This is a genomic window from Sphingomonas sp. BK580 (assembly GCF_014194975.1).
In the GTDB taxonomy this organism is placed as follows: Bacteria; Pseudomonadota; Alphaproteobacteria; order Sphingomonadales; family Sphingomonadaceae; genus Sphingomonas.
In genome coordinates this window covers 40,686-63,134 of sequence record NZ_JACIAY010000013.1, presented here as the reverse complement: position 1 = coordinate 63,134, position 22,449 = coordinate 40,686, and the positions used below count along the sequence as shown (strand labels likewise).

The window sequence follows — 22,449 nt, the reverse complement described above, 5'->3', positions numbered from 1 at the left end:
GCGCCCCACGCCTCGATGTCGAACGTTCCAAGTGACAACGTCGCTGAAACACCTTCGATCGCGAACCGGGCGCCCTTTCAGATCGAGGGATAGGCATACCAACAGAAAAGCCGCGACAGCTCGATGATGAAGACCCTTGAAATCGCGGTCGCAGGCTGCGGCCCCGCCGGTCTCGCCAAGGCGCTGCTGCTTCACCGGGATGGGCACCGGGTGACGTTGTTCGAACGCTTCGATGCTCCCCGCCCCGTGGGATCGGGCCTGATGATCCAGCCGACCGGCTTCGCCGTCCTGCAGCAGCTTGGGCTTGCCGACACACTGCTTGCACTCGGGGCGCGGGTAGATCGGCTGCACGGCGAGGCGGGAAGTAGCGGGCGCATCGTCCTGGACGTTCGCTATCGGGCACTCGGGAAGAAAGCCGGCTTCGGCGTCGGCGTCCATCGAGCGACGCTGTTCACGATCCTGCTTGAAAGGGTCGTCGCCGCGGGGATCGCGATCGAGACCGGATGCCTTGTGACCGGGAGCGAGTCCTTGTCCGATGGGCGTCGCCGCCTCCTGATTGAGGGAGAGCGCAGCGTTGGCCCATTCGACCTAGTGGTCGACGCGCTGGGCACGCGCACTCAGCTCGCGCCCCCGTGCGGTCGCGAACTGGCCTATGGGGCATTGTGGGGCACGCTGGACTGGCCAGACGATGGAGGTTTCGATCGGGCGGCGCTCGAACAGAGATACCGCCAGGCAAGCGTCATGGCAGGCGTGCTCCCCCTCGGCCGTCTTCCGGGCGGCACGCGGGAACAGGCGGCCTTCTTCTGGTCCTTGCGGACCGATCGCCTCGAGGATCGGCGCGCTGCCGGCCTCGACGCCTGGAAGGCGCAAGTCGTCGACCTATGGCCAGCGATGCGGGCGCTGCTGGATGAGATCGTCTCGCCAGATCAGCTTACGTTCGCGCGCTACGCGCACCGCACGCTTCGGACACCCGCTAAGCGGGGTATGATCCACGTCGGCGACGCTTGGCACTCCGCGAGCCCACAGCTCGGCCAAGGCGGCAACATGGCGCTACTCGACGCTTACGCGCTCGCCATGGCCCTTCGCATGGCGCCTGACGTACCTTCCGCCTTGGCTCTCGCCGTCGGAATGCGGCAGCGGCATGTAGAGCTTTATCAATTCCTCACCGCGCTGTTCACTCCCGTCTACCAGTCGGACGGCCTTCTGCTTCCATTCATTCGAGATCGGTTGGTCGGCCCCATGTCGAAACTGTGGCCTGCCACGCGGATCCAGGCGGCTATGGTCAGCGGTCTCATCGGCAATCCCCTGAGGCCTCTCGGACTCGCAGAATCGACGATCAGTCATGAGCACTGACGTGCAAGCGCTCGCTCCGCTCCAGTGTCACCGATCCGTAATCGGACCGTAGCCATACGGCAGCATTCCTTCCCTAGCCGAGCCGCAACGCCCACTCGGGCGGCAAATCGGGGGATGGAACATGATCAAGGGCGCCATTCGCGTCGCGGCGTGCACATGCACGGCGGCCGCGGCGGTTGGTTGGGGCGCAGACGCGGCTGCGCAGGTTCCGCTGATCGGTGCTGCCGCCGAGCCACATCCTAGCGCTGGTTCTGGGCCGAGCATGGTCGGCGTCGCGGTTGATCCAGCGTCAGGGGGGGAGGCGAGCACCAAAGCCGTGATCGAAGGCCGCATCCTCAATGCCGTCACAGGCGAGTACGTTCGCAACGCGGATGTCCGTGTAGCCGGCACTTCGTTGATCGCCCGTTCAGACGACGACGGCCGTTTCCGCATAGCAGGCGTGCCTGCTGGCGATGTCGAAGTCGTCGTGAGTTATACCGGGCTGCAGGAGGCGCGAGCGGCCGTCCACGTCGCACCGGGCGGCGCGGCGGCTCAGGACTTTACGCTCACCGCACCATCGTTCGCCGTGTCCGACGCCGACGATGCGCAGGCAATCGTCGTGACCGCCCGCCGCGGTGGCCAGGCAGCTGCGATCATGGACCGCCGAGCCGCGATCAACGCTAAGACCGTCGTCTCCGCCGACAATTACGGCTTCCAGACCATGGGGGACGTGGGTGAGTTTCTGAAAAGCATGCCCGGCATTTCGCTCGACTATACCGAGGTCGATGCCACCGCGGTCCGCATCGGAGGACTCGATCCGAAGTACTCCACCTTCACGGTCGATGGATCTCGCCTGGCCACCGCAACGTCCAACAACAACAGCGGGCGCCAGAACTCGTTCGAGCAGATGTCGATCACAGGCATCGACACCATCGAGCTGAACAACACGCTGACCGCAAGCATGGATGCCGACTCTCCGGGCGGCAACATAAACCTCCGCAGCAAATACGCTTTCGAACGCAAGCGCCGACGCGTTTCGCTCCAGGTGGGCGCCGTCGGCACCTCCGACTCAGGCTTCTCACGTAGGTTCTTCCCGGACGACCGCACCCGCCGCACGATCTACCCTTCGGTGCAGCTCAGCTACGCAGACGTTTTTCTCGAGGGGCGGCTCGGGCTCGCCGTCAACGCCAGCCACTATGCGAACTATGTGCAGCAGGATCGCGAGCAGGTCGATTGGTCCTATCTCGCGAGCGGTCGTATTATCCCTTACCAGCTGATGTACCGGCCCGGTCCGAAGACCACCACCCGCGACGCGATCAACTTGGCGGTGGACTACAAGATCACAGATGATCTCGCGGTTTCACTCCGCGGCACCTACTCTAAGTACGGCGTCGAATATTTCAACCAGTACACCTACCTGATCTTCGGCACGACGGCCGTGTCACAGACCACCGCGGACTCCACGCCCACTCACATCGTGGTCAATCCGAACGGGACCAACACCCGATTGTCGACGCAATATTCCCACCGTTTTGCAGGCACGCCAGCCACGTTGATCGCGCCGAAGCTCGAATACCGTGGGGACGAGTGGGAGGCGGTGCTCCGAGGCAGCTACTCGACCTCTGCGTTCCACTTCCGCGACAACAGCAAGGGCTTCTTTCAGCGCGACGACAGCTGGCTCACTCGGATCGGCTTCACGCTCGATCGCGACTCCACGGAGTCGCAGGCCTGGACGCTCGCGCAGACCGCCGGCAGGCCCTGGAGCGATCCGGCAAGCTACAACCGTGACGACGACATCGGCAACAATGTGCGGTCAGCCGAGTCCGACGCCCGTGACAAGATGTACGGCGGCTTCCTCGACGTGAAGCGCATCCTGGCGGTGGACACGGCCGAGGTCACGCTCCTCGCGGGCGCTGGCATCCGCAAGAACGACTGGCGGACGAACGAGGGCTCCTATCAGCAATTCCAGTACGTCGGGCCGACCGGCGACCTGACGCAGAAGGCGCCCGAGGCCGTCATCCCCGCCACGCAGAACTACCAGTTCGAAATCATCGGGTTCGACGCGGGCAACCTGAACGAGCAGCGTTGGCGAGCCGACAACAACTCGAGGATGTACGCGATCTACCGCGATCATCCCGAGTACTTCGTCGCCGACGAGGTGGGCAACCTTAAGCGCAGGCTCGACAACGACAAGCGGATACGAGAGCAGATCAAGTCGGCCTACATAGAGGCTCAGACCCGCGTGGGAGCGGCCAAGTTCGATATCGGCCTGAGGTATGAGCAGACCGACACCGGGGCCAAGGTTGCGGACGTCCGCACGGCGCAGGAGGTCGCCGCCGCCGGGCTGTCGATCAGCACGCCGGCGGGCCTTCTCTATCAGTACAACGGCGGCACCTATTCGACCCGCCGCGGCAGCTACGACGACTGGTTCCTCAGCGGCGGCGTCAAATACGACTTCTCGAAGCGCCTCGTCGCGCAGTTCGCTTTCAGTCAGTCGCTTCTGCGTCCCGACTACGGGAACCTGGGCCGCGTGGTGTCGGTCAACGACGACACCCAGATCGTATCGGTGCCCAATCCGCTGCTGAAGCCTGAGCACTCAGTCAAGTACTTCGCCAGCGTGCAATACTACCTCGAGCCCTCGGGCATCATCGCCCTGTCCGGCTTCAAACTCGACGTGAAGGACATGCAGGTGACCGGAGTGACGGTCGACGCGTCCGCGGTCGGCTACGATCCCGACGAATATGCCGGCTACATCTTCCGCAGCACGCAGAACATGCCCGGCGTAAGCACCAACAAGGGCCTCACCGCGGAGTACGATCAGCAGCTGACGTTCCTGCCAGGCTTGCTGAAGGGCCTGGGGCTGCGCGCGTCTTACACCCGCGTCGATCCCGACAGCGTCCGCGTCAACCTTCCGAAGGACTCGGCGAATTGGGGCATACGGTACAGCTATGGGCCGGCAGACATTCAGCTGACCGGCAACTACCAGTCGACCTATCGCACGAGCGCGCTGAGCAACACGCCGACAACAGCGAACAACGGTGTTCTCTACCACGCCGACCGGACTCTCTGGAACGTAAGCGCAAGCTACAGGATACGCCCAGGCGTCGATTTCGTCGTTGCAGGTCGAAACATCTTCAACGCGCCTGACGTGATCTACTCGAACGTGAAGAGCCGCGTGCAGCAATACAGCATCTACGGCTCACTCTGGAACGCCAGCATTCGAGCGGTCTTCTGATGCTTCTGTCTCCGGCTTCAGCATAGGGGAGTTCCATGCTTTCCATCGATCGTCGCAGCCTCGTTATAGGTGGTGCATTCGGGCTTAGCGCGTTATCTCTGGGGAGTGGCCGTGCGCTCGCCCAAGGTCTCCTGAAGGCGTCGGGGTTTACCCACTCGGTAGCGAGCGGTGAGCCTGGGTCCGATACGATGCTGCTTTGGACCCGGTATGTGCCGATGAGCCGTGACGCCGTAGTGCGCCTGGACGCCGAGCTGTCGCTCGACCCCGACTTCACCAGGGTCATCGCGGGTGGCAGCGTACGGACCGGCTCGTATCGCGACTGGACGGCGAAGCTCACCGTGGATGGCCTGAGCCCCGGCACGGTCTACTGGTACCGCTTCGTCGGACCTGACGGCAGCAAGTCGCCGGTCGGCAGGACGAAGACGCTGCCGGTCGGCAGCGTCAGGCGCTTCAGGCTGGGCGTGTTCTCGTGCTCCAACCTGCCAGTCGGTTGGTTCAACGCCTACGGCCATGCTGCTGCAGACCGCGACCTCGATCTCTGGATGCACGTAGGCGACTACCTCTACGAGTATGGCGCCGATCACGGGCTGCTCGAGGGGCGCGTGCTCGAGCCCGAGCACGAGATGCTCGCGATCGCGGACTATCGACTGCGCTACGCCTGCTATCGTACGGATCCGGATCTGCAGCAGCTGCATAAAAACGCGCCGATGGTGGCCTTCTGGGACGATCACGAATCCGCCAACGACAGCTGGGAGGGCGGGGCGCAGAACCACCAGAGCAGCGAAGGCGACTGGAACATACGCAGGGCCGCCGCCATGCAGGTCTACCGCGAATGGATGCCCGTCTCGGACGAGCCATGGAAAGCCTACGCGATTGGGTCGCTGGCAACCCTCTACCGGACGGAGTCTCGTTTGCTCGCTCGCACCCGTCAGGCGAACATCGAGGCGACGTTCAAGGCAGCGGATCCGGATGTCGCGTTGAAGGCGTTCCGCGACGGTGTATGGCAGGATCCGTCGGCGACCATGCTAGGCTCTGCGCAGGAGAGCTGGCTGGCGCACTCCTTCAAGGTCAACGCTCGCGAGACCAACTGGCAGCTTGTCGGCATGGGAACAATCCTGGGACGGACGATCATGCCGCCTGACGCAGTCAGCTGGCTGCGACCGGATCTCACCGATAAGAAGGTCGCTAGTTTTCGCAACGACGTTCGGGCGGCGGCGCTCGGCGTGCCGATGTGGATGGACCGGTGGGACGGCTATCCCGCAGCTCGCAGTCGACTGCTCGGGGCGGCGCAGCGCGCGGAGGCGGACTTGGTGATGCTCTCCGGCGATAGCCATAACGCCTGGGCGTACGCCTTGAGCGAGGATGGTCGCCCTGCGGGCGTCGAGTTCGCCGGCCACAGCGTCACCTCCGGGGGCATGGAGGGCAGCTGCGCGGCGGATCCGAAGGTTGTCGCTCGCGGGTTTGTCGCGGCCAACGAGGAGCTGCAATGGGCCGACACCAGCCAGCGCGGCTATATGATGGTCGAAGTCAGGCCGGAACAGGTGTCTGGCGAGTGGCGGTTCATGCGCGAGGTGAGAACTCGGTCGACGGCGCTTGCGGGGACGCATCGCATGACCGTGCGTCGAGGCCGGCATCGCTTCGACGCATGACCGTGTCACAAGATATCGACCGGAGCCGAGGTGGGATGATCAGGCGCTTCACCCTGCTGGTCCTGCTCTCCCTTACGAGCTCTGCCTCTGCGCAGCCAACCAGACTCGCCCACAGCGTTCCGCCACCCCTGCATCAGAACGGAGGCACATGGGACTCCGGCCACGTGCAGGGCATCGCGATCGACCTACGGGGAGGCTACATCTACTATTCGTTCACGAACCTGCTCGCGAGATATGACTTTAAGGGCAATCTCGTCGGGACGTTGGTGGGCTGGCACGGTCATCTTGGCGACCTCGACTTCGATCCAGCCGACGGCAAGGTCTATGGATCGCTTGAGTATAAGAAGGAGGCAAGCTTCTACGTCGCCATCATCGACGTCGGCAGGATCGATCGCGTCGGAATGGAGGCCGGCGACACCGACCTCTTCCGCACCGTCTACCTGCCCGAGGTCGCGGCCGACTATGGCGCTGATCTCGACGGCGACGGCGAGGTTCGAGATGACTCGACGTCGCTCGATCACCGCTACGGCTGCTCGGGGATCGACGGCGTCGCGTTCGGTCCGGCCTTCGGCCGCACCGGCAGCAAGCGCTACCTCACCGTCGCCTATGGGATCTACGGCAACACCGCGCGTTCGGACAACGATCACCAGGTGCTGCTGCAGTACGACATCAGCGACTGGCAACGATATGCCAGACCGCTCATCGAAGGAGCGCCTCACCATCGAGGGCCTGCAACAATAGCAGGCAAGTACTTCGTTCGCACCGGCAACACTCGGTACGGTGTTCAAAACCTTGCGTACGATGACACCTCGCGTCGTTGGTTCATGGGCGTCTATCAAGGATCAAAGCCCGAGTTCCCCAATTATCTCCTCTTCGCGATTGACGGGCGCGCTCGGCCGAAGCTTGGCGATCTGGTTGGAGTGCCACATCCACGAGCTTCGGGCTGGGCGCAAGGCAAGCTGATCGCGCTCGCCGACGAAGGCATGAGGGATATGAAGACCGGTATCAGGGGGTGGATGCAGAAGGCCGATGTTGGTTTACAGCCCATCGGAGCCGGCCAGTTCTATCTCGCGACGAACTCCGGTACGAGGCACAGGCAAACCGCCGACGTCGAGCTCGTGCGGTGGACCGCGAACGTCGAAGCAGCATTCGAGGCAGTACGCCGGTAGGCGGCTCCTGGTCGAACCAGGCGCCTGTCAGGCCATCGGCGCAGCAATCGAGACCCAGAGCCGAACATCCGACGCGGCATCTGCTCTCCTCGAAAGCGGTCGTCCGTTCAGCCGCAGTCTGAGCCACTCCCGCCGCTGCCGGTATCTACTTCGCGCTCAGTAAAATCACTTGCCGGCGTTCAATCGCGACGCATTTGGCTTCAACAATGGGTGCAGAGTTCGACAAGCCCAGCACTTCGACGCGCATAGCGGGAGTAAGTGATGGAGAAGCTACAATGCTTGAGGCACGCCGCTACGCTTCTAAGCCCAGCGTAAGTCGCGCCCACAACGGATCACCGCCCTGAGCATAGTCGAGTTCGAAGATACTGCTCGCGAAGGCAGCCTTCTCGTCCGCGATATCGCCGTCCCCTTTGATGATGCGGTTCGCTGTTTTCGTCTTCAGCCGCGTGAAGAGCTTGTCGTAAGGCATCGCCCAGCCGTCCGGATTACTACTCGTCTTCTGCTCGCGGGCGACCGCTTCGACCACCGGGATCATGGCGACGAGATCCATGCTGGTCATCAACTCCAGCCCCTGGTCCCGCACCGTCGCATTGTGGCTGCCGTGATGACCAACCTTATAGAACACCACGCGCGACAGGATGTCGGTCGCGCTGACCGCGTTCTCTCCGGGCGTGCTCGGGCCAACACGACCGTCTGCGTCAGGTTTGCCGGTCGCCGAGGGATACTTTTGATCGTGCCACGAGAGCCAGTTGCCGACTTGCGCATCCGCCGGAAACAGCAGCACGCGGCGATCTGGCACCTCGATCGCGAGCGCGAGCGAGGTGTTGTTGACGTCGCCGTCGATCTTGAGTGCGAGCATCTCGGCCGATCCCAGCCATTCGCCGTCGATGCGCCGCGCTTCCGACGCGGGATCGTGCTCGTAGTAGCGCTGCGCGAGGAGATCGAGTGGTTCGGAGATCGGGGGCTGCCAGCGCTCGACTTCATCCTGCATCGGCTGCTCGCCGCCCGGGCCGCCGCTGGTCGGCGGCTCCTGCCAGCGATCGAACAGATCGCCGAAAGGCAGGTTGAGCTCGGGTCGCCGCCCCTCGGGTCCTCGCTCCAGCGGCTGGCACGCGCCGGTGCCAGCGGTGGCGGACTTCGAGAGACCGCCGTCCGCTGCGAGCAGCGAGGAGACGTCGGCGGCAAGCGGCAGGTACTTGTCCACGTCTGCGGGGGCGAGATAGACTTCGCTCGCGTTGGCGTCGGGATCGAGCTGGAGCAGCCGGGTTCGCGTTTTCGGCGGCCCGAGAGTGATCGCGCGCAGGCGGCCCTTGATGCCGAAGTCGATCTGCTGACCCGGTTCGAGATATCTCACCTGCGCGTCGCCCGCCTTCTTCTTAAGCCAGTAGAACACGTCGGCGCAGCTGCGGGGTGGGAGCTTGGGCGCGCGCGGCTTGACCGTTTCTCGGCTGGTCGCGAACGGGCTGGCGGGCGGAGGCAGGGCGTCGATCTCGCCGTAGAACTGCAGCAAGTCACTGATGCGGGTGATGCGGTCCTGCGCCGCCTTGCTTTCGAGCCGCAGGCCGAAGCGGCTCTTGGCCGCACCCGCCGCGGCTTCGGCGACGAGCGCATTGAGCGCGGTGAGTCCTTTCGAACGCTTGTTACGGATGGCAGTAGCGAGGTCGTCCTTGTCGTTCTCGGTCCACGCGAGCCACACCGCCTTGATCGTGAACGTGTCGAAAACGTCGTGGTGGAGGATGAACCCGCTCAGGTGGTCGTAATGCTCGTGTGTGGCGATCACCAGGTCGAGCGTGCGCCCGGTGGCCCCGGCGAGGTCGTTCACGACAGCTTCCATGTGGCCGACCGCGGCCTTGGTCGCGACCTTGGTGCTGCCTATGCACTGCAGCACGCCACAGTCGATAAGAGCGCGGTACACCTCACTGCCTATGACGTGAGTGAGCAGGAAACAGTCGCCGAGCAGGCCACGGTACATCCGCACCGATATCGTCTCCCGCTGATCTGCGGCGGCGGCGGGCGAAGATTGAACGGGTGCCTGCGCCATGTCTCCCTCCCCTCAATAGCGGTGCAGCAGTGCGAACGGCTCGGCCTGCTGGCCGTGCTGGTCGTAGACCATGCCCATCCCTGCGGGCCGGAGCAGGAAGTCCCGTTGTGAGGCCAGCCGGGCATCGTCGCTGATGCTTTTGCTGATCACGTAGCGCAGCGCACGGGTGCGCAGGTCGATAATCAAGGTCGCGCCGCCGCGCAGATGGAAGTCGTACGGCCGCTCCTCCTCGCCTGCCACGGGCTCACGGGCGTCTTCCGCATGCTGCTCGTCGGCGTCGAGATATCCCCGGCGCCGCTGGGTGATCTCAACGATCAGCTGCCGCGCGTCCTGGCCGTCCGGCCCGGCGCGCCGGGTGGAGCGAACGCTCGAGACCTCCACCGAGGGATTTCCGCGCGTGGTTCCTAACGTGTAGAGCTTCGGGTCGTCGGGGTGCTCGAAATAGATTCCCAGCGACCTCTCCCAGGCCCTGTCGACATCACGCCGGCGACGAACTCTCAAGGCCCTTCCGCTCGCGATCAGATCGATGATCGCGAGCCAGCGCTGGAAATGCGTGTCCTTGTACGCGAGATCAGCTTCGAGCTTAGACAGGTCATCGGCGGTGAGCCCGATCCACAGCAGGTCGGCCCTGATCCCATTGATCAGGCTCTCCGCCGCGCCATTGGCAAGGTCCTCGCGCAACCTGGCAAGCAGCTTAGCGAGACGATCCTTGTCAGATTCGCTAGCGACGCCGTGTTCGGGCACGTACTCGAGCTCAGGCTGGACTAGCCAGTACCAGATCCGGCGCCGGTTGGCCTCCGCGTTCTCGAGCACCTCACCGCGCTTGAAGCGGGGCATCAGATCGAGCCCGCCGCTTTCGACGTCGTCGACGCTCAGCGGCTGGCCATCGGGGCCGATCGGCGCCGCGCTCCACAAGAGGTTGTCGGGCGAGAGCGAGAGGCAGTTGTCGGGAAAGATGCCGCGCCGCCGGAACGCCTCGATGAACGCAAGGCGATAGTTGAGCGTATCGTCGGGAATCAGGTCCGCGTCGGCGGTGACGATCGCGCGCAGGAACTCCCCGAAGCGGACGTCGACCGGCGGAAGGTAATCCAGCGCGCGGATGCACATCCGCAGCACGTGATCGGCGCTTTTGCGGGCTTCGGACGCGAGCCGCGCGACGAGATCGGGATGCAGTCGCTGCGGCTGACCGGGCTGGACACCGCCGATGCGCATTAGGTCCGTGCTGCGCGCGGCGTAGATCGTGAGGAACGCGTCGAACACCGCGGCGACGAGGATCGCGCCGCGCTCGTGCGGCTCGGCGGTGCCGGCGAGCGCGTCCGGGTCGGGCGCCTTGTCGATGTAGTCGCGCAGCGCCTTGCGGTCCGAGGTGCCCGAGGCGAACTGCTGCGCCAAGCCCGAGAGCAGATTGCTTTGCTGGTCGAGCTTCCCGCCCTGCCGCGCGATGTGCTCGCTGACCGCCTCGGTCAGCTGGAAATGCGAGAACAGCGCCGATATGTCAGCGAAGGCCTCGTGGAAGGCAAGACTGTCGATGCTGGTCGCGTCCGAATAGCGGGGGTGCAGCCCGTCCAGAATCGCGTGGGTGGTTTCGTGGACGATGATGTCGTGCGATAGCGCGGTGAAGATCCAGCTCGCCCCGGCCTTGCGCTGCGAGGCCTTGAAGTAGCCAAACAGCAGCGCGCGCTTCTCGCGGCTGTAGTAGGCATTGGCCTCGCGCAGCGCGTGCGGGTAGACGCGCAGCCGATCGGTTGGCCGATAGGTCTCGTGGTTCTTGTCCCACGCAGGACGCCAGGTGACCTTGCGACCTAGCGCGCGCTCGAACTGCTTGATCGTCTTCATCGCCACCGCGAACACCATCTGCTGGTGGAACCGCGGATCGCCTTCGGAGGGCGGCAGGCCGTCCTGCGCGAGAACGTCGGGGTGATTGAGATCGATCGGCTCGTAGAACTGCTGGCTGACCGGATCGATGTCGACGACTTCGAGATAGTCGTTGATAGGGCCGGGCTGAAGCGGATCCTCGGTCGGGTCGTTCCAGGCCAATGTTATGATCGCCTGGCTGAACGTCGCCGATCCGCGCTCGATCGCCGCGCTGGGATCGAATGCGTAGACCCGCAGTCGGCGCCCCGTCGGCTGCGGCAGCGGCGCTGAGCGGTGCGCGGCGGGTCGCGGCTGGTCGGTCATGGTGCTGCCTGTGTGGCCTTCCCGAGTGCGGCCTTAGCGGGATCGAGCGGCTTACCGCTGACCGCATCGGTCGGACCAAAGATCTTCGCCGGCTCGCAACCAAGGCGCCCCGCCCACTCGACCACCGGGGCGGGGCGATACGTCGGATCGGCACGCCAGCGGTCAAACACGCTGCCGTCGATCGTCTCATTGACGGTTTCGCTCCAGCCCGGCTTCTTGTCGGCGTGAGTCGTCGTGGCGACGCGTCTGCTGCCGATCGTGCGGACGAAGGGCCTTGAGACGAACCTATAGAGCCCGAATGCGAAGGCGCCGTAGCTGTCCGTGATGGGACCGGAGATCGCGTTCGGCGCCGGCTCGGGAAACCTGGTCAGCCGCAGACCCAGCTCGTGCGCGTGCATGGCGAGCCAGCGCATCGGCAGCTCGGGCAGCGGGGTCGGGTTGCCCCCGCCGACGTCGGCGTGCGCACCGACGAACCAGCGCTGCTCGACCTTAGGCTCGCGCTCACCGCCGGGCGGCCGCGCATCGGGGACTCGCGGCACAAACCGGGTCCAGAGCGCCGGGCGGAACGCCTCGCGGTGTTCGTCAATCGCCAACGCATGGAAAGCGTTCTCGTAGATCGTGCTGAGCCGGGTGTGGTGGAACAGGAACCGCCGGCGGCTGAGCCCCGGAATGTTGCCGAACGGAATACCGAGCGCACCCACCGTGTCCCACACACCGATCATCTTGATCGGCACGCGCTTCGACGCGGTGAGCAGCGCCTTCTCGTCATCGCTCAGCGGGCCTCCTTGGCTCGCGACGTAATCGAGTTTCCAGCGCGGGCGGACCTCGGCATCGAGCTGATAGCGCTCGTAAAGCGCAACAGCGCTGAGTGCTGAGCCGCGGTGTAGAAGGCCGCATTTGGCGATAAGCCCGGCGAGGCTGCGCGCGGTAAACGCGCCGCGGCTGAACCCGAAGATGTAGATCTCGTCGCCGTCGTCGTACTTGCTCACCAGCCATTCGTAGGCGGCTAAGACGTTCTCGCTGAGACCATAGCCTAGTGCCCCGCCTCGCAGCCATTCGAACTGCTTGGTGCCGACTCCGGGCTCGTAATAGGCGCATTGCGCGTTGACGCCGTCGACTTGCGCGACGAGGCTGAAAAGCCGCTCGACGTTGGTATGCGTCTCGACCTTGTTCCAGGTACCGTCGAGAAACAGCGCGATCCGCTTCATGTCTGCACCTCCCCCCGGAGTCGCATCGATCATCGGTACTTACGGCTCAAAAGAGCGCTGCGTCAAATCGGACGGCGCGTGGTGCGACCTCACGACGCCTAATGAGGCGCTATATCGAAGGGCTGCGCGTAACCACCGTCACCCGTACGGGTCGATCGCGACTGTTCGACGGCGCGGATCCATATCAGCGAGCTGCACAGGAAGGACGCGCAGCCGGCGCTGGTTGATTGGCATCAGACTCCGAGCAGCATGCCCACCGACCTTCGGGCGGAAGCCTTTAGCCCGTGCCAGTTCGCACCACCCCTCGATGAGAGACGGGCTCATGCACAGGTTCAATACGAATGGCCAAAGCTGGAAGCGGCGGCATCATGGGTGGTGCGACGATTAACGTGTTCCGATGCAGGCCTTTGTGCCCGCAGCAGGAATCGACTTGCCGCGGGAGGAAACATTGAAAGCCTCGGGGTGGGCGCCGGGAAACTGGATCCAGGCTCCCCGGTGTAGGCCGCTCACGCGTTCCGCTTCCACTCCACGACCCGGAATTTGAAAAAGCTCTCGGCTTCAATCTGTTGGAATTTGACGACGTTTTCATAGAAGCGCTCGAATACGTCGCCAGGCGACTTCAACTCGCTCGCCGCGCGTCCGGCCTCCAGCGAGGCGATCCCATGGTTGTAATCTTGACGCAAGCGACCCAAGGTCATCTCGGCAGATCGGAAATGGCGCCATTCCTCGCCCCAGCGGAATTGGGTGTCAAGACCGGCGAGAACCGCGACAGCTATCGCGAAAACGGTTGACCAGGATCGTTCGGCAAAAGCGGTCAGTGCGGGCAGCGACGCGCTCCCGACGACCAGGCCTAGGCGCAAGAGAACGAAGAGCACCATCGACCGGTCGGCGAGAGTTTTCATCTTCTGCTGATCTCGTTCGACAGCCGCCAGGAAATCGCGATCGAACTCCGTTTCCGCCATGTCAGACCTTCCACCTCGGGCATGAGCCTCCGCAACAATAGATGCACAATCTTATACGGCACTTGCGCATCGGGCAGTAGTCCTTCGCAGAGATCGACGCGCGGGTTATGACATCGGGATGCGCCCCCCAAGCCGCCAAGCGGGCCGCCTCCGGAACGCCTTTGCAAACTTTGCGGCCAACCCCATCGGTATGATCTGCGAAGGAGTGGGCAGGGCGCAAGCGGGAGTATCGGCGATCCTTCGCCGGTTTCCGGGTTTAGGCCGCCTCATGGGCCGGGACGCGGGCACAATGGCTAATGGCCATGCCTATATCTCGCTGTCAGCAGCCGAGCATCAGCATCTCGGCGCTACAGCTAGAGGAACGGATCGCCTACACCCAGTTACTTCGCTGGCACCGCCCCGCCTGCTTGTTCTGATAGCGCGCGGTGGCTATTCGAACTTGACGCTGCCGCCGGCAGAATAATCATAACGAGTGCACGAACTTGAGGAAACTGGTCAAGCGAGATCTCTTCCTCAGGGCGCCCGCGTGCCGACCGGTCCCGGCGGACCACGCCCCTCGCAGATGCAGCGCCTAATCCCGTCCGTCTTCACAGGCAGATCAGCACAAGATGCGACAAACGCTCCGCTTCGTCACCTTGGAGCAGTCATTGTCCATCTCGGACGCCGGCTCCCCAAACACGATCGCTCGCCCATATCGTTCCGTCGCGGTATTCCACCGGCTCTGCCCGATCAGTCTGCAACGACACCGGCCCGTCCAGGTCCACAATGTCACAAAGTTGTCCGACGACGAAGGCGGGCGCCATCGCCCAGCTCGAGCCCACCATGTTTCCGACCATCACACCCAACCCACTCGCACGGGCGGCAGCGACCATGGCCAGTGCTTCGGTGAGCCCCCCGCACTTGTCCAGCTTGATGTTCACGACATCGAACCTGCCGACGAGGCCGGGGATGTCGGCCGCGCTCAACACGCTTTCGTCAGCCGCCAGCGGGATGGGCGATTGCAGGCTCTCCAGCTGTTCCTCAGCCCCGCGGGGCAGCGGCTGCTCGACAAGCTTGACGTTCAGGTCGACGAAGGTCGGCAGAACCGCCGCCAGGCCGGCAGCGTCATAGCCCTGGTTGGCATCCACCCCCATCCATGCCTCGGGCCGAGCGGCACGGACCGCTCTTACCCGCGAGACGTCCGCAACCGGATCGCCGGTCAGCTTGATCTTGATCGCCAGGGCGCCCGTGAACGCGACAGCGTCCCTCGCCATTTCCTCGGGCGTGCCGGCCCCGACGGTCAACGTCGTTATCAGCGGCTTCACCTGCTCCTGCCCGGCAAGCTGCCAGACCCGACGGCCGGTGCGAGCCGCTTCCAGATCCCAAAGCGCGCAATCGAGGGCGTTGCGCGCGCCCCCCGGCGGCAACATCTGCTGCAGTGCCGCCCGGGTAATGCCGCTCTCGACCACGGGGCGCACTCTTTCGATGGCGGCGACGATCGCCTGAGAATCGTCACCGAGATAATATACGCCGCAAGCCTCCCCTCGCCCGCGATAAGGCCCGTCCTCAAGCGTGGCAACCACGACCCTGGAGGAGGTGAATACGTGGCCGGTGATCGCAAAGGGACGCTTGAACGGCAGATCTTCTACGACAAGTTCTAGCTTCATAGAGGTTGGCATCCCTCTTCCAGTCGGTGGACGGGCGCGACACGGCAGGGTCGATGGTGCAGTCAGGCCGTCCGTTTGCGGGGTGCAGCATGCCCAGCCGACGTCCCCGCATCGGCTACCGCGCCACCTGAGTCCGCGTCGCCATGAGAGAGCAACCGCAAGGCAGTGGGATGCCCTTCATCGCGCGACAGGTCGGAGCGGAAATGCTCGGGGTGCGAATACACGCACAGCATCCGGGCCGGAGTGCCGTCCGCCGTCAGGTAGCGATGCTTCAGCGACGCATCGAAGTAGACGCTATCCCCCGGCGAGAGGACGACGGGCGCATAACCCTCGCAGAACAGCTCGACGCGGCCGTCGAGAACATAAGCGAACTCCTCGCCGCTATGCGCCTCCGCCGCTCCGGCATCGTCCACGGCGCTCACCTCCACCAGGCATGGAAAGTAGTGCTTGCTGGCGATCTCGGTCGCCAGGAAATGATGCAGGTTGTCGCGGTAGTCGACGGTCGGCGCGGTTCCCTTGCGGTCGATCACCCGGCGCCCGCCTTTGTGCACGGCCGGGGCCGGCGGGGAGAACAGTTCCTCGATCGGCACTTCCAGACCGGCGGCAAGCTGAGTGAGCTTGCCGTGGGTCAACGTGGTCTGTCCGTTCTCGACCTTCCACAACATGGAGGTTGATAGCCCGGCCCGACGTGCCGTCTCGGCAACGGACCAGCCCCGACGCGTGCGGAGCGCCCGCAGGCAAGCCGCCAACGGAGAATCCTTGGCTTCCCGATCAGCCATTACGGGGGCTCAGCGTGACCATGCCCTGAGGTGTAACGCGGCGCATCAGATTGTGCAATATCGGCTATTGCGATTGAATAAATTCAAAGATAGCGTCCATCCTGCAATTGAGGGACAATCAGGTCGAGCCATGGAGGTCGGATTGCCATCGCGATCTTCGGACACCCTTTTCGGTCACCCCCGTGGCCTGACCGTGCTGTTCCTGACCCAAATGTGGGCCGAGTTCTCGTTCTTCGGCCTGCAGGCGATGCTGGTCTACTACATGACCCAGCAGCTCGGCCTTTCTCAGGCCAAGTCGTCGCTCGCATACGGCGCCTATGGCGCCGCTGCCTTCTTCAGCCCCTTCTTCGGCGGCATGATCGCTGACCGCTGGCTTGGCCGCACCCGCAGCGTGGTCCTGGGTGGGATCCTGATGATGCTGGGCCACTTCGCAATGGCGTTCGCCCCACTGCTCTTCCCTGCCCTGGTCCTCGTCGCGGCAGGCAACGGCCTGTTCCTGCCGCCGCTCGCGGTCCAGGTGAGCCACCTCTACGCAGACGACGACCCGCGCAAGGCAACCGCGTTCAGCGCGTATTACATGGGCAGCAATCTCGGCGGCTTTCTGGCGCCTCTGATCTGCGGTTCGCTGGGCGAACTACTGGGTTGGCATTGGGGCTTCGCCGCCGCCGGGATCGGCATGCTCATAGGACTGATCATCTATCGGGCAGGACGACGCCTCCTGCCGCCCGAGCCGGCGCGTCCCGCCGGTTCGCACATGGCCACGGACGCGAAACTCACGCGGATGGATCGGCAGAACCTGCGGACGCTTTTCGTCGTAGTGGCGGCGGTGATCCTCTTCCGGATCGGATATGAGCAGAGCGGCAACGTCGTCGCTCTGTGGATCGAGAATCAGACCGACCGGTCCGTGTCCTTGTTCGGCCACCGGACCGAAGTGCCCGCGACCTGGTTTCAAGCCGTCAACTCGCTATTGATCATCGGCCTAACCCCTCTGCTGATGAAGTTCTGGAGGCGGCCCGCCGCGCATCCGGACAACCGCACCCTGCTACGTCGCATGAGTCTGGGCTGCGTCGTCGCAAGTCTGGGCATGATCGTGATGGTCGCCGCTGCCGCCGTGCAATCGGCCACTGCCGGACAGGTCGGCATGGGCTGGGTGATGGCCTACCTGATCCTTCTCACGCTTGGGGAGCTGCTGGTCATCCCGTTCGGGCTGACGCTGGTAGGGACATTGTCACCTGTCCAGATGGCCGGGATGGCCATGGGCGCCTGGTACATCGCCAAGTTCATAGGCAGCCTGCTTGCCGGCATTCTCGGCGCATTCTGGGAGTCCATTCCCGCCACCAGCTTCTTCGCGATCGGCGCGGCGGCCGTGCTGGCCGGTGCCGGCGTGCTCTACCTCCTCAGCGTTTGGGCAGGCGAACCGTCCGAGGCCGATGCGGGCAACATGCTGGCGCCATCGACCTGACCCGTGGTGACACGTCACGCGGCTGAGACGGGTGCGCAGAAGGAAATGGTCGAAGGGGATCACACGATGCGAATTGGGAGCAAGCTTGCCTACGTATCCTTGATTGGCGTCGCCAGCGTCATCGCCATCGCGCCTGCTACGGCACAGACCAGCCGGAAGAACGGGGCCGCACCCATGGCCGTCAACGACCGGAGCGACACCGCTCAGATCGATCCGGCCCTGGCCTCGACGACCAAGACCGGCACTGCCCAGCCCGGTCGAGCGCAGGATGATCCGACGCTGAACGGCGCCACCGCCACGGGCGGCGACATCGTGGTCACCGCCCAGAAGAGATCGGAGATCCTGCGCGACGTGCCAATCTCGATCAGCGTCGTGACGGGAGAAGCGCTGCAGCGTCAGGGGGCAAGCTCACTGGCCGATTACAGCGCCTATGTGCCAGGATTTCAGGTCACAAGCGGCGGATCGCCCGGGCAGGCGACAGTGACGCTGCGCGGCGTCGCGACCCTGACCGGGACGCAGACGGTGGGCATCTATGTGGACGATGCGCCGGTCGGGTCGAGCGGCATCTGGGCGCGATCCGGGCTCTTCTCGCTCGACCTCCTGCCTTACGATGTTCAGCAGATCGAGGTGCTCCGCGGTCCCCAGGGCACGCTCTACGGCGCGAGCTCGATCGGCGGCCTGCTGAAGTACACCACGACGACCCCCGACACGCACCGGTTCGGCGTTCGAGGCGGAGGGGAAGTCTTCGGAATAGATCGCGCCGGCCGGGCGGGGTGGGCCGGTCAGGCGATGGTCAACATCCCCCTGATCAGCGACCAGCTCGCGGCCACAGGCAGCTTCGCCTACCGCAGGACGCCAGGTTACATCGACGTCCCCGCCCTCGGACAGCGCGATCAGAACTCGTTCGACCAGTATGGCGGTCGCGTCAGTCTGGAATGGAAGCCGAACGACAGGTTCTCCGCACGCCTGAGCGGCATCTGGCAGGATGTTAACAGCGACGGCAACGCGATCATCGCGGCCAACCTCAACGGGCGAAGGATCGGCAACGGCTGGTCCAACAACAACTTCTACCCGGAGCCCTTCCGCAAAAGTTTCGACTTCTATTCGGCTTCACTGAATTACGATCTGGGCTTCGCGACGCTCACCTCGGTCACCTCGTACAGCAAGTCGCGCACCCGTCAGGTGCAGGATGCGACCAATGCGCTGGGCCTCATCATTCCGCAATACGGGTTGCCCCCCGCGGTCACCCCGTTCCGATTGGGTCTCGACCTCAAGAAGGTCACGCAGGAGGTTCGGCTGACCTCCTCCTCCAGCGATCGCTTCGAATGGGTGCTGGGCGGTTTCTACACTCACGAGAATAGCCGCAACACGCAGCTGGTAAACGCATACGACTTCGCCACGGGCAATTCCATTCCCGACGTCGATCCGCTGGCCGACATCTCGTTGCCGACCCGCTACCGGGAGTACGCGGCCTTCGCGAACGCAACGTTCCATTTCAACAGCATGTTCGCGCTGACAGGCGGGCTTCGCTGGGCCAAGAACACGCAGCGGTTCAACCCGACCGTGTCCGGGCCTCTGGCTGACGCAGAGGCCAACCCGGGCAACGTGAAGGAGGATGTAGTAACCTACAGCATCAGCCCGCAGATCCATCTGACCGATCAGGCGATGCTGTATGGACGAATCGCCACTGGATATCGACCCGGAGGACCGAACATCGTCTTTCCGCTGGTACCTCCATTCGTGAGATCGGACCGGTTGACCAATTACGAGATCGGCCTGAAGGCCGATCTGCTCGATCGATTGCTGTCGATCGACGTGGCCGGATTCTACATGGACTGGAAGGACATCCAGGTTAGCGGCAGCACCGGGACGTCCAGCTATGCCACTAATGCGGGCACCGCCGTCAGCAAGGGCGTCGAGGGATCGCTGTACGTGAGGCCGATAACCGGGCTGACCCTGGCCGCGACCGGCTCCTATACCGATGCGCGGCTCACCGCCGATACGCCGGCGCTTGTGGGCGGTCTCGATGGCGACCGCTTGCCGAACACGCCCAAGTTCAGCGGGTCGCTCGGGGTCGACTATCAGGCGCCAATCAGCGAAAGCGCGACCGGCAGCGCAGCGCTGGAGCTGCGCCGGACCGGCAAGCGCTATTCGCTAGTGGAAAGCGCGCCGGACGCTTTGCCGGTCAGCGGATACACCGCCCTGGATGCCAACGCGTCGGTCACCGTCGACGACCGCTGGACGGTCCGGCTCTACGCGCGCAATCTCACCAACCGGTACGGCGAGAACAACCGGCAGTACGTGCGCGACGACACCAACACGCGCGCCTTTATCGCGATCATTCCGATACAGCCCCGCACGATCGGTCTGGCCTTGGAAGCGCGCTACTGAGGGAAACGGCGGACGACCGGATGGGAGAGATGAACTTGGCTGACGATACGATCCGGGTCTCCGGGCCGCGCGGGGGCACGTCGACGCGCTTGCCGTCGCCCTATCTGCTGTTCCTCGGCGACACGACCGAACCGGCATACGCGAAGACCGCCTTCGGGCTGCGGGATTGGGCGCGTGATCGCTGCGTCGGACAGTTCAGTCTGCCTGGCGCGACGGTGACGACCGGACTGCCGGAACTGCGGCCCGAGCAGGCGGTGGCGGCAGGTGCGCTCGGCCTGCTGATCGGCGTCGCCAATATCGGCGGCGTGATCCCGCCCAGCTGGTTGCCCGCGCTGCTGAATGCACTCGGAGCGGGGCTGGACTTGGTAGCGGGCATGCACTCGCGGCTGACGGATGTACCCGAGCTTCAGAAGGCGGCGGAGCGATACGGGCGCCGGTTGTTCGACGTACGCGTGCCTCCCGCCGACATTCCTATCGCCTCGGGCCGACGCCGTTCGGGCAGGCGGATCCTGACTGTCGGCACTGATTGCGCGCTAGGCAAGAAGTACACGGCGCTGGCGGTGGCGCGAGGACTGCGGGCCCGCGGCATCGCCGCGGACTTCCGGGCGACGGGTCAGACAGGGATCATGATCGCGGGCGAGGGCATCCCGATCGACGCGGTCGTGTCCGACTTCGTCGCCGGAGCCGCCGAGTCGCTCAGCCCCGCCGCCGATCCCTCGCATGTTGATGTCATCGAGGGACAAGGATCGCTGTTCCATCCTTCGTATGCCGGCGTCAGCTTGGGCCTGCTTCATGGCAGCCAGCCCGATCTGTTCATCGCGTGCCACCAGCCGGGCCGACAGGACATCCTAGGCCACCCAGGCCTGCCCACCCCTTCGCTCGAGCTGCTGATCGAGCAGACCGTTGCGCTCGGCAGCCTCACCAGCCCGGCGATCCGTTGTGCCGGAGTCAGCCTCAACACCATGCACCTTGATCCCGCTGCCGCCGACGCAGCGATCGAGGAAGTCACACGCCGCCTGTCGGTCCCCGCGGCCGACCCGATCCGCGGCGGCCCCCGCCTCGAAGCCCTGCTCGATGCTTGCATGGCATGACGGCAACGACCGGTACGCTGGAGGACGCCAGCCTGTTCAAGCGGCTGATCCTGCCGGGCCTCGCGTTCAAGGCGGTGGTGATCGGTGGTGGCTATGCCACCGGCCGCGAGATCGCCGAGTTCTTCCTGCCCGCCGGCCCGTGGGGCGGCTTGGCTGCGCTGTGCCTCGCCACGCTGATCTGGAGCGTAGTGTGCGTGGTCACCTTCCTGTTCGCACGCGAGACAGGCACGCGTGACTATCGCGGCTTCTTCCAAGCTCTTCTCGGCCGCGGATGGATTGTCTTCGAATGCGCTTACGCGTGTTTCATCGTGCTCATCCTGGCGGTGTACGGCGCGGCAGCAGGGGCGATCCTGTACGCGGCGGTGGGGCTGGCCCCTGTCATCGGCACGCTGCTGCTGATGGTGGCGATCGCGGCCGTGTCGGCGTTCGGCAACAGCGGGGTGGAACGCCTGTTCGCCTATGTCTCAATCCTTCTGTACGGCGCCTACGCGCTATTCCTGGTGTTCGCGCTGACGAGCTTCGGCGATCGTATCTCCCTCGGCTTCAGGAGCGCGGTGGCCACGCCCTCCGACTGGCCCATCGGTGGGATCACTTATGCCGGATACAACATCATCGGCGCGGTCGTGATCCTGCCCGTGACCCGCCATTTCACCAGCAGCCGTGACGCGGTGATCGCCGGCATCGCTGCAGGTCCGCTCGCCATGCTGCCCGCCATCCTCTTCTTCATCTGCATGTGCGCGTTCCTGCCCGGTATCTCCCACGAGGTTCTGCCATCGGACTTCCTGCTCACCCGTCTGGACCGCCCGGCCTTCCACCTGTTGTTCCAGTTGACGATCTTCGCGGCACTGCTGGAAAGCGGAACGGGCGGAGTTCATGCGATCAACGAGCGCATCTCGGCTGCGTGGCTGACGCGCCGCGGGACCGCGCTGGGCAGGCAGGCCCGCGCGGTGATCGCGCTGGCGCTTTTAACGATGTGCATGCTGCTCGCGCAGCATTTCGGTCTCGTGGCGCTGATCGCGCGCGGATACCGGCTGCTCGCAGGCATTCTGATCCTGGTCTATGTCGCACCGCTGTTGACGCGGGGCGTTTACAGCATCTGGACGGGTGAGCACATCGCGTCGGGATCGCGCGACCGAAACAAGCCTAGGCAGTTGAGGGGATAACCATGCATCCGAAGTCGTGGAGCCGCGTCGGTGTCGGGCTTGCGTGCTCGCTCCTAGTAGGCATCGTCGGAACGGCGCCGACACAGGGTCGTCGTCTCGCCCTCCCCATTCCTGCTTCCCCATTCACCCGGCAGGAGGTGATG

The 22,449-nt window shown here is 64.4% G+C and carries 14 protein-coding genes; 8 read left to right on the top strand and 6 right to left on the bottom strand.

The window, feature by feature from the left end; all coding sequences use genetic code 11:
* The first annotated feature begins 126 nt into the window (after positions 1-126).
* The 4 genes from FHY05_RS18855 to FHY05_RS18840 all read left to right on the top strand — a co-directional run bounded on the left by FHY05_RS18855 (position 127) and on the right by FHY05_RS18840 (position 7,385).
* Entirely contained in the window at positions 127-1,353 is a 1,227-nt protein-coding gene (locus tag FHY05_RS18855) for an NAD(P)/FAD-dependent oxidoreductase (RefSeq protein WP_183945980.1), read from the top strand.
* Between the two features lie 121 nt (positions 1,354-1,474).
* Positions 1,475-4,567: a TonB-dependent receptor gene (locus FHY05_RS18850; protein WP_183945979.1), complete on the top strand. Its 3,093-nt coding sequence runs from the start codon at positions 1,475-1,477 to the stop codon at positions 4,565-4,567.
* A gap of 35 nt (positions 4,568-4,602) precedes the next feature.
* Positions 4,603-6,216: an alkaline phosphatase gene (locus tag FHY05_RS18845; RefSeq protein WP_183945978.1), complete on the top strand. Its 1,614-nt coding sequence runs from the start codon at positions 4,603-4,605 to the stop codon at positions 6,214-6,216.
* A gap of 164 nt (positions 6,217-6,380) precedes the next feature.
* Positions 6,381-7,385 carry a hypothetical protein gene (locus FHY05_RS18840; RefSeq protein WP_311732524.1) on the top strand — a complete coding sequence of 335 codons (1,005 nt, stop codon included), beginning with the start codon at positions 6,381-6,383 and terminating at the stop codon, positions 7,383-7,385.
* A gap of 292 nt (positions 7,386-7,677) precedes the next feature.
* On the opposite strand, the gene FHY05_RS18835 is transcribed toward FHY05_RS18840, so the two are convergent.
* From FHY05_RS18835 to FHY05_RS18810, 6 genes are all read right to left on the bottom strand, one after another.
* A complete protein-coding gene (locus tag FHY05_RS18835) occupies positions 7,678-9,426 on the bottom strand; it encodes a hypothetical protein (protein ID WP_183945976.1) in 1,749 nt (582 codons plus the stop codon).
* 12 nt (positions 9,427-9,438) lie between these two features.
* Entirely contained in the window at positions 9,439-11,604 is a 2,166-nt protein-coding gene (locus tag FHY05_RS18830) for a hypothetical protein (protein WP_183945975.1), read from the bottom strand.
* Positions 11,601-12,812, bottom strand: coding sequence for a DUF2235 domain-containing protein (locus FHY05_RS18825; protein WP_183945974.1), 1,212 nt, complete (start codon positions 12,810-12,812; stop codon positions 11,601-11,603). Before FHY05_RS18825 ends, FHY05_RS18830 begins: the two co-directional genes overlap by 4 nt.
* 506 nt (positions 12,813-13,318) lie before the next feature.
* Positions 13,319-13,774 (bottom strand): DUF4231 domain-containing protein, encoded by a 456-nt coding sequence (locus tag FHY05_RS18820; protein ID WP_183945973.1) that lies wholly within the window; start codon positions 13,772-13,774, stop codon positions 13,319-13,321.
* Positions 13,775-14,418: 644 nt separating this feature from the next.
* Positions 14,419-15,420, bottom strand: a complete 1,002-nt coding sequence (locus FHY05_RS18815; RefSeq protein ID WP_221191312.1) for a dipeptide epimerase — start codon at positions 15,418-15,420, stop codon at positions 14,419-14,421.
* A gap of 62 nt (positions 15,421-15,482) precedes the next feature.
* Positions 15,483-16,199, bottom strand: a complete 717-nt coding sequence (locus FHY05_RS18810) for a helix-turn-helix domain-containing protein (RefSeq protein ID WP_183945971.1) — start codon at positions 16,197-16,199, stop codon at positions 15,483-15,485.
* A gap of 130 nt (positions 16,200-16,329) precedes the next feature.
* Between FHY05_RS18810 and FHY05_RS18805 the strand changes: the two genes are divergently transcribed.
* Genes FHY05_RS18805 through FHY05_RS18790 form a run of 4 tightly spaced genes read left to right on the top strand, consistent with a single transcriptional unit; the run spans position 16,330 to position 22,306 of the window.
* Positions 16,330-17,661 carry a peptide MFS transporter gene (locus FHY05_RS18805; protein WP_183945970.1) on the top strand — a complete coding sequence of 444 codons (1,332 nt, stop codon included), beginning with the start codon at positions 16,330-16,332 and terminating at the stop codon, positions 17,659-17,661.
* A 3-nt stretch (positions 17,662-17,664) separates the two neighbouring features.
* Positions 17,665-20,052, top strand: coding sequence for a TonB-dependent receptor (locus FHY05_RS18800; protein WP_183945969.1), 2,388 nt, complete (start codon positions 17,665-17,667; stop codon positions 20,050-20,052).
* A 29-nt stretch (positions 20,053-20,081) separates the two neighbouring features.
* Entirely contained in the window at positions 20,082-21,143 is a 1,062-nt protein-coding gene (locus tag FHY05_RS18795) for a DUF1611 domain-containing protein (protein WP_183945968.1), read from the top strand.
* A complete protein-coding gene (locus FHY05_RS18790; protein WP_183945967.1) occupies positions 21,140-22,306 on the top strand; it encodes a hypothetical protein in 1,167 nt (388 codons plus the stop codon). The genes FHY05_RS18795 and FHY05_RS18790 overlap by 4 nt, the downstream gene beginning before the upstream one ends.
* The last annotated feature ends 143 nt before the right edge of the window (positions 22,307-22,449 follow it).

What these genes read in the sequence shown, in the direction of transcription:
- FHY05_RS18825 (WP_183945974.1), bottom strand. Translation starts at nt 12,812, where the DNA reads ATGAAGCGGATCGCGCTGTTTCTCGACGGTACCTGGAACAAGGTCGAG.
- FHY05_RS18850 (WP_183945979.1), top strand. Translation starts at nt 1,475, where the DNA reads ATGATCAAGGGCGCCATTCGCGTCGCGGCGTGCACATGCACGGCGGCC.
- FHY05_RS18795 (WP_183945968.1), top strand. Translation starts at nt 20,082, where the DNA reads ATGAACTTGGCTGACGATACGATCCGGGTCTCCGGGCCGCGCGGGGGC.
- FHY05_RS18820 (WP_183945973.1), bottom strand. Translation starts at nt 13,774, where the DNA reads ATGGCGGAAACGGAGTTCGATCGCGATTTCCTGGCGGCTGTCGAACGA.
- FHY05_RS18810 (WP_183945971.1), bottom strand. Translation starts at nt 16,199, where the DNA reads ATGGCTGATCGGGAAGCCAAGGATTCTCCGTTGGCGGCTTGCCTGCGG.
- FHY05_RS18845 (WP_183945978.1), top strand. Translation starts at nt 4,603, where the DNA reads ATGCTTTCCATCGATCGTCGCAGCCTCGTTATAGGTGGTGCATTCGGG.
- FHY05_RS18830 (WP_183945975.1), bottom strand. Translation starts at nt 11,604, where the DNA reads ATGACCGACCAGCCGCGACCCGCCGCGCACCGCTCAGCGCCGCTGCCG.
- FHY05_RS18835 (WP_183945976.1), bottom strand. Translation starts at nt 9,426, where the DNA reads ATGGCGCAGGCACCCGTTCAATCTTCGCCCGCCGCCGCCGCAGATCAG.
- FHY05_RS18855 (WP_183945980.1), top strand. Translation starts at nt 127, where the DNA reads ATGAAGACCCTTGAAATCGCGGTCGCAGGCTGCGGCCCCGCCGGTCTC.
- FHY05_RS18805 (WP_183945970.1), top strand. Translation starts at nt 16,330, where the DNA reads ATGGAGGTCGGATTGCCATCGCGATCTTCGGACACCCTTTTCGGTCAC.
- FHY05_RS18790 (WP_183945967.1), top strand. Translation starts at nt 21,140, where the DNA reads ATGACGGCAACGACCGGTACGCTGGAGGACGCCAGCCTGTTCAAGCGG.
- FHY05_RS18815 (WP_221191312.1), bottom strand. Translation starts at nt 15,420, where the DNA reads ATGAAGCTAGAACTTGTCGTAGAAGATCTGCCGTTCAAGCGTCCCTTT.